General features: G+C 28.5%; 8 protein-coding genes. 5 read left to right on the top strand and 3 right to left on the bottom strand.

Going from position 1 to position 12,230, the window contains the following annotated elements; translation table 11 throughout:
* Positions 1–178 precede the first annotated feature (178 nt).
* The 4 genes from I2E98_RS10655 (at position 179) to I2E98_RS10640 (ending at position 6,702) form a co-directional block, all read left to right on the top strand.
* Positions 179–3,478, top strand: a complete 3,300-nt coding sequence (locus tag I2E98_RS10655) for a choice-of-anchor I family protein (protein ID WP_195468899.1) — start codon at positions 179–181, stop codon at positions 3,476–3,478.
* A gap of 148 nt (positions 3,479–3,626) precedes the next feature.
* Positions 3,627–4,148, top strand: coding sequence for a hypothetical protein (locus tag I2E98_RS10650; RefSeq protein WP_195468898.1), 522 nt, complete (start codon positions 3,627–3,629; stop codon positions 4,146–4,148).
* Positions 4,149–4,180: 32 nt separating this feature from the next.
* Positions 4,181–5,569, top strand: a complete 1,389-nt coding sequence (locus I2E98_RS10645) for an MATE family efflux transporter (protein WP_195468897.1) — start codon at positions 4,181–4,183, stop codon at positions 5,567–5,569.
* Positions 5,570–5,772: 203 nt separating this feature from the next.
* Positions 5,773–6,702, top strand: coding sequence for an IS1 family transposase (locus I2E98_RS10640; RefSeq protein WP_195468896.1), 930 nt, complete (start codon positions 5,773–5,775; stop codon positions 6,700–6,702).
* A 336-nt stretch (positions 6,703–7,038) separates the two neighbouring features.
* Here the strand turns inward: I2E98_RS10640 and I2E98_RS10635 are convergent, their stop codons facing one another.
* Positions 7,039–8,718, bottom strand: coding sequence for a carbon starvation protein A (locus tag I2E98_RS10635; protein ID WP_195468895.1), 1,680 nt, complete (start codon positions 8,716–8,718; stop codon positions 7,039–7,041).
* A 271-nt stretch (positions 8,719–8,989) separates the two neighbouring features.
* Between I2E98_RS10635 and I2E98_RS10630 the strand changes: the two genes are divergently transcribed.
* Complete coding sequence (locus tag I2E98_RS10630; protein ID WP_195468894.1) at positions 8,990–9,898, top strand: Ppx/GppA family phosphatase; 909 nt, start codon at positions 8,990–8,992, stop codon at positions 9,896–9,898.
* Between the two features lie 170 nt (positions 9,899–10,068).
* Here the strand turns inward: I2E98_RS10630 and I2E98_RS10625 are convergent, their stop codons facing one another.
* Positions 10,069–10,854 carry an immunoglobulin-like domain-containing protein gene (locus tag I2E98_RS10625; protein WP_195468893.1) on the bottom strand — a complete coding sequence of 262 codons (786 nt, stop codon included), beginning with the start codon at positions 10,852–10,854 and terminating at the stop codon, positions 10,069–10,071.
* Positions 10,855–10,929: 75 nt separating this feature from the next.
* The gene (locus tag I2E98_RS10620; protein WP_195468892.1) at positions 10,930–11,997 is read right to left on the bottom strand and encodes a discoidin domain-containing protein; all 1,068 of its coding nucleotides are present in this window, start codon (positions 11,995–11,997) and stop codon (positions 10,930–10,932) included.
* Positions 11,998–12,230: the final 233 nt, after the last annotated feature.

Here is a 12,230-nt window from a genome sequence, read left to right as displayed (position 1 = left end):
AGTAAAATGTGGTATGTAATATATTAACTTATATTACATGCCATATTTTTTTATATTATTTAATCAGATTCTCTTATTTAACAATATTTAACATGGAATTAAACTAGATTTTAAAGAACATAACTATAATTAGGTTGTAAAACAGTAGTATTTATTAAGATTATTAGGGGGAAACAGAGTGATTAAAAAGAAGATACTTTATAAAATATTAAGTGCTGCACTTACTACTATGATTATGACATCTATGTTTGATTTCACATTAGTAAAAGCAGAAAGTAAAAGTTTTATAGAAAAGGTAGCAAGCTTTAGCACAGGTTCATCTAGTGAAGATGGTGGAGCTGCAGAAATTGTAAAATATAATAAAGATAATAATAAATTTTATGTTATTAATGGTATTATGTCTCAAATACATATTGTTAGTTTAGATAATGCTAGTGGTACCTTAAATGAGGATAGTATTATTAATGTTAAATCTTTTGTTGAAAAAGACGGTTTTGTATATGGTGATATAACAAGTATTTCTATAAATAATGAAAGAAAAGAAATTGCAGTATCAGTACAAGAGCAAGATTATACTAAGGATGGAAAGATAGTAATTGTTGATTATGATGGTAACTTAAAAGCTATTTATGAATGTGGAGTTCAACCAGATATGATTACATATACTCCTGACTCAAAATATATTTTAACTGCTAATGAAGGTGAACCAAGAGAAGGGGTTGGAGAAGGAATTGTTGATCCACAGGGTTCAGTAACTATAGTTAATCTTGAAAGTGGGGAATCAAAGTTAGCTACATTTGAAAAGTTTGATGATAAGAGAGATGAGCTTTTAAATGATAATGTAATATTAATGAAAGATGCAAAGCCATCAGTTGATTTAGAGCCAGAATATATTACAGTTGATTCAAGTAGCAATAAGGCATATATTTCTTTACAAGAAGCTAACTCAATAGCAACCTTAGATATTGAATCAGGAGAATTTGTTTCTGTAAAGGGGTTAGGATTTAAAGATCATTCACAAGAAGGAAATGAAATTGATGTAGTTAAAGACAAGAATATTAATATTAAAAAAGAAGAAAATATTTATGGTGTGTATATGCCTGATGGTATAACTTTATATGAGGTAAATGGTAAAAGTTATATTTTAACTGCAAATGAAGGTGATGCAAGAGAGTTTGGGGACTTTAATGCGGTAAAAGAAATAAAAATAGATGGTAAAAAAGTAGAAGTTTTAGATAATAGTAAATTTGATGGATTAGAAGAAGATAAAAACTATGTATTAGGTGGACGCTCTTTTTCAGTTTGGGATGCTGATACTATGGAGTTAGTATATGATAGTGGTAGTGATTTTGAAAAGATAACTGCAGAAGTGTATCCAGATTATTTTAATAGTACTAATAAATCAGTAGAAATTGATAATAGAAGTGGTAAAAAGGGGCCTGAACCAGAAGAAGTTAGAGTTGGAGTTGTTGGTGATAAAATTTATGCATTTGTAGGTCTTGAGAGAATTGGTGGAGTAATGGCATATGATATTACAGATCCTAATAATATATCTTTTAAAGAATATATAAATACTAGAGATTTTAGCAGTGATATGGCAGGAGACGTTGCGCCTGAGGGGATGGATTTTATAGCGGCAGAAGATAGTCAAACAGGATATCCATTATTATTAGTTGCTTGCGAAGTAAGTGGAACAGTTGCTGTAATGCAGATAAATGAAGGATATGTTGAGAAGTCTAAAGAAATAACAATCTTCAATACTAATGATGTTCACTCAAGAGTTGATAATTATTCCAAGGTTAAGGCTTATATAAATAATTACGATAATAAATTATTAGTTGATGCAGGAGATACATTCCATGGTCAAAGTATTGCAACTTTAGAGTTTGGTAGTAGTATAGCTAAAATATTAAAGGCAATGGGATATTCAGCAATGGCTCCAGGAAATCATGATTTCAACTATGGACAAGAGAGATTAGCGGAATTAGGGGAAGAAGCAGAAATAAAGGTTTTAGCTGCAAATGTTAAGAAAAATGGAGTTGCTCAATATGATGAATACACTATAGAAGAGATAGATGGAGTAAAAATAGGTATTTTTGGACTTGCGACTCCAGAAACAGCATATAAAACAAATCCTAATAATGTAATTGGATTAGATTTTGGAACTAAAGATTCTATAATTAAAGATGCTGAAAATATGGTATCAAAATTAAATGATGAAGGAGCTAATATAATTATTGCATTAAGTCATTTAGGTATTGATACTGATAGCACAGTAAAAGCAACTGATATAGCAGAAGCTGTGGACGGAATTGATTTAATTATTGATGGACATAGCCATTCAATATTAGAAGATTATTCAGAGTTTAATAATAATAATGAAACTAAAATAGCAAGTACTGGAGAGTACTTAAAGGGATTAGGTCAAGTTACAGTATCATTTAATGAAAATTTAGAGGTTGAAAATATTGATTTAAAAACTGTAGATACAGCTAATTTAGTAGAAGAAGATGCAGAAATTTCTAATTTGATTACTAGTATAAGAGATAATCAACAGGATATTTTAAATGAAGTTGTTGGAAGTACCCCTATTAAATTAGAAGGTTCTAGAGAATTAGTTAGAAGTGGACATACTAATCTAGGAAGATTAATAACTTCAGCTATGTTAAATGAAACTGGAGCAGATATAGCAATAACTAATGGTGGGGGAATAAGAGATTCAATAGAAGCCGGAGATATTACTAAAGATTCAGTTATTAAAGTTCTACCTTTTGGTAATTATATTGTAACTAAAAAGGTTAAGGGTAGTGATATAGTGGCAGCTTTAGAGCATGGAATGGTAGAAGGTGCTGGTTCATTTACACATTTTGCAGGAATTACAGTTGAGACTAAAAAGGAAACAGATGATCAAGGTGTAACTAGACATAAAGTTCTTTCTATTAAGATAAATGGTGAAGATTTGGATTTAAACAAAGAATATGTTTTAGCTACAAATGATTTTATGGCTGTAGGTGGAGATGGATATACAATGCTTAGTGATTATCCAACTTTAAATGAATACTCAGCATTAGATGAGAGCTTAATTAAATATATTGAAAAAGTTGGCTCAGAAGGAATTATTGCTATTGATAAGGAAGAGAGATTGGTGGTTAAGGAAGCTTCAGATGATGAAACAGACAATGATGCCGATAATAGTGGTTCAGAAAATGATAGTGATAAAGATGAATCAGAAGATAATAAAAATAATGAAGTAGTTTTAAGTCCTGGTGAAGACAAGAGTGAGAATTCTAATAACAATAATAATCAAAATAATAAGTTGCCACAAACAGGGGGCAAAAATGTAATGCCAATAGTAGCTTTTGCAGCTATTATGATTTTAGGTGGAGCTATGGTTATTAAAGAGAAAAAAAGGTTAGTTAGAAGGGTTATAATCTTGAAATTTCTAAGGAAAAGAAAATCTAAAATTTATATAAAATAATAATTTGAAAATATTTTTAAATTGGTTTATAATAAAAAAGAAAGTTTTAGCGAGTATAATGGTTCAGCGTGAGATCAAGCAATTGGTCTCACGCTTATTTTTTTCCGGAAAAATTTCAATACAAAATAAAAGAAAGAGGAATTAAATTATGGATTTTTACATGAAACTACCTAGAAATAGCAAGGAGTCAGTACTTTTTATTGTTATGATATCAATTATATCAGTAAATATAATTGCACCACTAATCACTTGTTTTGAAATTGGATTTAATATGAGTGTATGGGCTGATGTTATGAAAGTATTACCTTTAATATGGATTAGTGTTGTAGTTCTTGTTTTACTTACTTTTAAACCAGCAGAAATAATGACTGAAAAAATAATAAACAAGGAAGATAGTTTTAACTCACATATTATTGTAAATACTTTATGTACAGTATTATTAATGTCTATATTTTTAACTGTTATAGGAAGCTGGATTGGAATGAGATCAATCAGTATGGAACCAATAAAAATGTTCTTTTATAAGTGGCCAAGAAATTTTGCTATTTCCTTTGCAGTTGAATTATTTATAGCACAGCCTATAGCAAGATTAGCAATGGTAAAGTTGCATACAATTAAAGATAAAAATTCATCATATCAAGAAATTAATAGTGAAAAGATGGTTGAATAATATTAGATAATTTAGAATATAAAAAAATAAATATGAACAAAATGGGAACAGTAGCAGTTCCAAAAGTTATGCTTAGTATGGGGATACCAATAGTTTTGTCAATGGTATTACAAGCTTGCTATAATATAGTTGATAGTATATTTGTAGCTAGAATACCAGATTCAGGAGGATTAGTTCATGCAGGAGAGTATGCTGTAAATGCTCTTACACTAGCATTTCCAATACAGATGCTTATTGTAGCATTTGGAATAGGAACAGGGGTAGGTGTTAATGCATTACTTTCAAAAACACTTGGACAGAATGATCCTAAGAAAGTAGCAAGAGTTGCTGGAAATGGTGTATCATTAGGTATTATTATTTATATATGCTTTTTTATATTTGGAATATTAGGAATTGATATTTATTTAAAGAGTCAGACTTCTGATCATGTTGTTTTATCAATGGGAAGAACTTATTTAATGATTTGTACATTATTATCATTTGGGATGATTATGTTTTCTATTTATGAGAAGGTCTTACAATCAACAGGAAAAACACTATATTCTACAATAGCACAAATTGCAGGCGCTATAACAAATATTGTATTAGATCCAATATTAATATTTGGATGGCTTGGTTGTCCACAAATGGGCGTTGCTGGTGCCGCATATGCAACTGTAATTGGGCAAGTAGTATCTATGTTAATAGCAATGTACTTCCATTATAAAAAGAATAAGGAAATATCAAATGGGATAGCTTATTTAAAATTAGATAAAAAAATAGTTAAAGAAATATATGTTGTAGGTCTTCCTGCTATTATAATGCAAGCTTTAATGTCATTTATGACATATGGAGTAAATATTATATTTGGAGCAGTATCTATGGCAGCAGTAACAGCCTATGGAATATTTTACAAGATACAACAATTTATATTATTTGCAGCATTAGGTTTAAGGGGTGCAATTACTCCAATTGTAGCTTTTAACTATGGAATGGAAGATCATAAGAGAGTAAATGATGGAATTAAATATGGTATTTTATATACTAGTATTATAATGATTGTTGGAACTATAGGACTTCAAATTTTTGCAGTGCCTTTAGTTAATTTATTTGGTTTATCACATGAAACAGCAAGACTTTGTATTTTATCAATACGTATTATTTCAGTAGGATTTTTATTTGCAGGATGTAGCATTGCAATTCAAGGTGTTTTCCAAGCATTAGGGTGTGGAATAAGTTCATTAGTTGTTTCACTTTTAAGATTATGTGTTGTTGTATTACCTCTTGCTTGGTTATTCTCTAAATTTTCAAATGGAATAAATATAATGTGGCTTGCTTTCCCAATAGCTGAAGCTGTTGCCTTAGTAGTGGCAGTTATTCTTATGATAAAGGCAAATAAAACTAAGATTTTAACTATGGATAAGTTTAGTGAATCAGCATAAGTAGAAATTAATTGATTATGTTGTGTATTACAGATTATACGTTATAAAAAATACTATTACTCAATAATCTTTTGGGTAATAGTATTTTTTATAAAATTATAGAACAAAAGCTAGATTGGTAAATCGACAAAAAATAAAAATTAGAAGTAGATTTTGTTTATTACTATAGATACAGGTCAATAATTACAATTGGTGATGTAATTATGATCAATGTCTATAAAACTTTAATGAATAATAAATCTAATAATAAAGATATAAAAGAAATAAGAAATACTATTGATACTTTTGAAAAAAATCATGAAAATATATGTCCTTATTGTGAAGGAGCCCATATTATTAAATTTGGTTTTTATAACGGTATTCAAAGATATAAATGTAAAAATAAAGAGTGTGGAAAAACTTTTAATGGTAATAAAAATAATCCATTTAGATATTCTAAAAAATTTAAAAAGATGTGGGAAAAATATTTTGAAGTTTTTATTCAAGGATTATCTTTAAGAGAATGTGCTCTAAAGATAGGTATTACTTTAGTAACAGCATTTTTTTGGAGACATAGATTTTTACATGATTTATGTAAGAAAAATTATATTGAAAAAATAGGATCATATGTTGAATTAACAAAATTAGTTTTACCTGAAAATTTTAAAGGTGCAAGAAAATATCATGGAGAAAAAAGGGATAATATTATAGTAGTTAATGCTATTAATGATTCTATAGATATTCTTCCAATATTTGCGGCTAGGAATTTTATTGGATTTTTTGATATAAGAGACAATATTATTCCAAGAATTGATAGGAAAGCATATGTTGTTGGATTTATAGATGGCAGATTAAAAACTTTTGCTAAAGCTTTTAATGAAATTAATAAAATAAAAGTAAGTATTAATGAAATTTCAAGTATAGATATATTATATTCAAATAAAGTTAAGAAATGGCTTGGTAGATTTAATGGGGTGGCAAGTAAGTATTTGGATAATTATTTGAATTGGAGAGCTTTTGAATATAGAAATAATATAGAGTATGATAAGAATATATCTATAATAGAAAAATTTGATTTTAAAGTTAATATAAAAGCAGAAATTAACACATATTTATCATGGAATAATATAAAAGCAAAAGTTATACCTATATAAAATATAGAAAGACAGCATTATTTCTATAGAATGAATAATAAAAAATATATTATAAGGTTGGCCATTGTTAGTTTTGATGATGGCTTATTTTTGATGTTTAAATTTATAAGTTAAAATGATTTGATAAAAATAAACCTTTATATAAATAATGAAGTAGATAGTTAAATAAGATAAGTGATGGTTATATTTATTTAATAGCTTAGCATTATGTTATACCAAAATGTTGTTAACAACATTTTGGTATAACAGTTTAATATATCATTAATAGAAATACTATTAGATAAATATAGTAAAAAGCGTGGAATCAAATAAATGATTCCACGCTTTTTAATTATTTTAATTAGTTGTAACTACATTATTTTTAGAATCTTTTTTAAATAATTTTTTAAAGCAAGAAACTGCAACCATAAATCCTAAACATATTAGTAGAATTGCAAATATTAATTGTAATCCATCAGTAAGAAATACAAATTGACCTGCAGTTATTTTTTTAATAATACCTAAAATAGCTTGTACTAATGCTGTAAATGTTACAGATAACATTACAACCATAGGAGCCCATAACATAAAGCCTTTTCTTTTAGTACTTTTTAAGAATACAGCAAGAGTAATTAATACTAATGCAGATAATAATTGATTAGCTGCTCCGAATAATGGCCAAACGTTATTGTATCCACCAAGTGAAAGGATAAGTCCTATTGCTAAAGTAAGAATTGTTGCAAAATATTTATTTGTCATTAATTTAGAAATTCCAGTAGCTTCTTTAGAATCATCTTTAAATAATTCTTGAAGAGACATACGGCCAATACGTGCAACAGAGTCTAAAGAGGTTAGTGCTAATGCTGATACACACATTGTCATTATACAATTAGCAATATGTTCTGGAATTCCTAAAAGACCTAAGAAACCAGCAACATTGCTTGAAAATATAGCAAAAGGAGTTCCTTCAGGCATCTTTCCGCCAATAGCAGCAGCACCTACTACAACAAGAGCAATTACACCTAATAAAGATTCAATAAGCATAGCACCATAGCCTATACTTAGCATATCTTTTTCATTTTTTACTTGTTTAGATGAAGTTTCAGATGAAACTAAACTATGGAATCCAGAAACGGCACCACAAGCAATTGTTATAAATAATGTTGGAAATAAGAACTTTCCATCTACTTCAAATCCTACAAATGCAGGTAGGTTCATTTCAGGTTTAGCTACTACAACACCTAAAACAGCACCAATAATCATTGCAAGTAACAAAAATGTACTTAAGTAATCTCTTGGTTGCATTAATAGCCACATTGGAGTAATTGATGCTAAGAAAAGATAAGCAAAAGTTACTATTAACCAAGTTGTTTTATCAAAATATAGAGGAAATGCTATTCCTACAGCTAGCATAGCTACTAAAAGAACAACTCCGATTATAAATTGTAAACTTTGACTTGGGTTTTTATATTTAATAAAAACTCCAAAAATCATTGCAACTATTATAAATAGCATTGAAATTGATGCAGCTGATGCATTTGGTGTAAGTAAAGAACCATCTTGTGCTATTCCATTAAATGTGCTAGCAACTATATCAGAGAAGGCTGCAATTACTAGCAAAGTAAATATCCAAGCAAATAAAAAGAAAAATTTTCTTCCTGCTTTTCCGATGTATTGCTCAATTAAGCCTCCAATTGATTTACCTTCATTTTTAACAGATGCATATAAAGCTGCGAAGTCATGTACTGCCCCAAAGAATATTCCACCAATTAGTAACCATAATAAAACAGGAACCCAGCCAAACATTGCTGCTATAATTGGTCCTGTTACAGGTCCTGCCCCTGCAATTGATGAAAATTGATGTGAAAATACTACAGCTTTTGGTGTAGGAATAAAGTCTTCGCCATCTTCCTTTGTATAAGCTGGTGTTTTTGCATTTGGATCAATACCCCAAGTTTTAGCAAGATATCTTCCATAAGTAACATAAGCAATAGCTAAAACTAATATGGCAAGTCCTACTATAGTTAATCCATTCATTATAAAAGCCCCCTTTTAAAAATTAAATATAATTTACAAAATATTTATAAATTATAATATATTAGTAATTATAGATAAGTAATAATAAAACGTCAATAAAGTAAAAACAAAAATAATAAGGAAACGTTTAACTATCATTTTTAATATACTTATATTTAATTTTGTTTATAAGAAATAAAATTAAATATAATATTATAAAATTTAATAAAAGTAAAAAAAAATTTATATCAGATGAGGAAAGGTTTAAAATGTTAATTAAGGGGTGAGTAAGGTGGAGAGAAGAGCAATAATAGATATTGGATCTAATTCAGTAAGATTAATAATTTATAGAATAAAGGGAGATTCAACATTTAAAGTAATAAATGAAGCAAAGAGGACAATTAGATTAGGTAGTTATTTAAGAGAAGATGATTATTTAAGTGAAAGTGGATTAAATATACTTCTTAAAGTATTAAAAGTATTTAAGGATATATGCAAAAGATATGAAGTCTTAGAAATATATGTTGTTGCAACAGAAGCTATTAGAAGATCTATAAATAAGTATGATGTATGCAATAAAATTAAATTGGATTTAGGATTAGAGGTAAATATTTTATCTGGACTGGAAGAGGCTAAGTATGGATATTTAGCAATTAAAAATTCAATGTTAGAGAAAAATGCTGTTTTATTGGATTTAGGTGGATCTAGTATGGAAATCACACTTATGGAAAATGGGGAATTTAAAGAAACAATAAGCTTACCACTAGGAAGTATTCCTCTTACTAAAATGTTTAATAATCTTGAAAGTAAGGAAATGGAGATTGAGCTTAATAAATTTATTTATGATAGATTGCAAGAAATATCATGGTTGAAGAAAAATAATAACTTAAATGTAATTGGAATTGGTGGTATTGCAAAACATATAGGTAGAGTATCTAAAGGTAATGAAGATTATCCTAAAGAATTACTTCATAATTATAGTATGACAAGAGATGAGATTTCTAAAATATATGCTGAGTTTTTAAAATTACCTATAAAAGAAAGAAGTAATTTTAAGGGGTTATCAAAAAAGAGAGCTGAAATATTTGCAGCACCTCTTGGAGCTATTTTAGTAATACTTAAGTATTTTGATTCAGAAAAGTATATTATAAGTGCTATAGGACTTAGAGAAGGGATAATTTATGAAAAATATAAATATTAATAATATATGATTAAAGTATATACTGGAACAGGAAAAATTCTTATGGCACCTTGTAGCCTTAATATAGTTTTAGGAGAGAGTATAGTGTTATTAAGAATTATAAAATATCTTAATAGTTATCAAGTGATAAAAAGAGAATTAGATTATATATCCAATTCTCTTTTTATATTTTATTTAGAACTTGTAATTTTTCTTTTTGTTAAAACTAATCCTAATGCTACTAATAGTAATGAGCCTAAAACAACTACATAATTTGATAATACATTTCCTTTTGAAGGAAGCTTTTCTGGATTTTTATTAGTTTCATTATTACTATTTGTATTATCAGAAGTTTCATCTGAGGATCCAGGTATTTCTGATACATCAGGAGCTTCTTCCGGTTTTTCTACTGGAGTATCAGGTGTTACTGGTACATTAGGAGTTCCTTCAGGTTTCTCCACAGGAGTATCAGGTGTTTCTGGCATATCAGGAGTTTCTCCTGGTTTTGTTTCATCATTAACTTTATTTGACAATACTATTATTTTTCTTTCAACTATAATAGTGTTATTATCGCTATCTGTTACTTCATATTTTACAGAATAATTTCCTTCAGTTAAGCTACTTAAGTCCAGTGTAGGTAATTGTAGTGATTTTATTAAATCTCCATCTTCTAAATCTGTTACACTTACTCCATTAGCTTTATTTGTTCCTGGAGTAGACTTACCTAATTCCCCAGTTACATTTATTTGTAATCCAGTTGTATCAACATCATCACTGTAGCTAACTCCCTTCATCTTATCAAAGGTGTCAACTTGTCCAACTCCTATTTTTATATTATCAGCACCATGTATAACTGGTGGATTTGATTTAGCAGGAACTTTTCCTTTATAAAAGATACCATCTGTAGATATCATATTAAGAGCTATTTCTTCATTTATAGCACGAACTTCTACTACATGCTTACCTTCGCTTTGCATATTTAATGTAATTGAAGGTTCTCTTAGTGATCCTGTTAATTTAACTTTTTCCCACTTACCACCATCTATTCTAATTTATACTTCAACATCTTTAGCTACATATATATTACTTTCATTTCCTTCAAAACAATACATAAAGTAACCAGTAGTTGTATTGTATGTTGCACCATTTACAAAAGCTCCATTAGAATGTTTTGTCCAATCTCCTTCGTATTGTATAAAACTAGAGTCTTGAGCTATTACATTTTTAACATTTGTTTTATTTGATAACTTTACCTCTGCAACTATTGTTATATCATTGCCATCTCTATTATTTAAAGCTCTAATTTTTAAATATTTAGCCTTTGTTTGTGGTAATGATATTTTTATGTCTGCAGAGGCCTTTGAATTACCTTTTCTTGTTTTATCATCAGCTATCTGTGTCCAAACAGTTTTATCTCCATCATACTCATCTGCTATAAATATTTCATAATCTCCTATTACACCAACATGGTCATATGTACGTGTATATATTTCTAGATTATTAAAAGATTTTTCTCCACCTAAATCAAATATATATTCATGTGGAAAAGGTGTTTTATTAGAATTATCATAAGATGAGTGGAAATATGTATTTATATCTCCGTCAACTATATTTTCTTTAATACCTTCATTAAGAGAGTTTGGATCATTATTAGGAATAACTCCTTGTGGAGTACTAATAACTGTTAATCCTTTTACTGTAGTTTCATCTGCTGTTGCTAAAATTGATGGTCTAATATACTCAGGATCTGGCATGATATAGTTTCTATCTGTAGTTTTACCTACATCATCTAACTTAGAATAAACCTTAGTTATTGATTTCCAACTAGTGTCGCCAGAAGTTTTTCTAATATTTACATCAGCCCAGCCTATACCTCCAGTATTTTTAGCTACCAATGTATATTGATAAATTTTATTAGCTTCTAAATTTACAGTAAAGCTAGTTGATTTAGCTCTGCCTTGATTATCAGTTTGCTGTGCAAGCTTAAGTGCATCATCAGCATTATTTGCATAATCATTAGTTATAGATTGTAGTGTTGTTCCATCATCTAAATGTATTTGAAAAGCAGCTCTATCATCTCCAAAAGCTTGGAATTCATATTCTCCAGCTTCATCTACCATAAAGTATCCTTTACTTCTAGATAATCTTGGTGTTAGTATAAAGTAGTGGACACATTAAGTAGAACTAAGTAAAATTATATTTAATTAAGAAAGGATGTGTCCATTATGGGTAAGGGCAGAAGATACGATCAAGAATATAAAGATATGATAGTAGACTTATTTAAGTCAGGAATGAGCTTAGCAGAGCTAAGTAGCGAATATGGCATTGCAAAATCAACAATTAACGGCTGGGT

This window comes from Clostridium sp. D43t1_170807_H7, assembly GCF_015555905.1.
Taxonomy (GTDB): Bacteria; Bacillota; Clostridia; order Clostridiales; family Clostridiaceae; genus Clostridium.
The sequence above is the reverse complement of the archived record's forward strand: the minus strand, read 5'-3'. Positions and strand labels throughout refer to the sequence as shown.

What these genes read in the sequence shown, in the direction of transcription:
- I2E98_RS10650 (WP_195468898.1), top strand. Translation starts at nt 3,627, where the DNA reads ATGGATTTTTACATGAAACTACCTAGAAATAGCAAGGAGTCAGTACTT.
- I2E98_RS10645 (WP_195468897.1), top strand. Translation starts at nt 4,181, where the DNA reads ATGAACAAAATGGGAACAGTAGCAGTTCCAAAAGTTATGCTTAGTATG.
- I2E98_RS10620 (WP_195468892.1), bottom strand. Translation starts at nt 11,997, where the DNA reads ATGGTAGATGAAGCTGGAGAATATGAATTCCAAGCTTTTGGAGATGAT.
- I2E98_RS10625 (WP_195468893.1), bottom strand. Translation starts at nt 10,854, where the DNA reads ATGCAAAGCGAAGGTAAGCATGTAGTAGAAGTTCGTGCTATAAATGAA.
- I2E98_RS10640 (WP_195468896.1), top strand. Translation starts at nt 5,773, where the DNA reads ATGATCAATGTCTATAAAACTTTAATGAATAATAAATCTAATAATAAA.
- I2E98_RS10635 (WP_195468895.1), bottom strand. Translation starts at nt 8,718, where the DNA reads ATGAATGGATTAACTATAGTAGGACTTGCCATATTAGTTTTAGCTATT.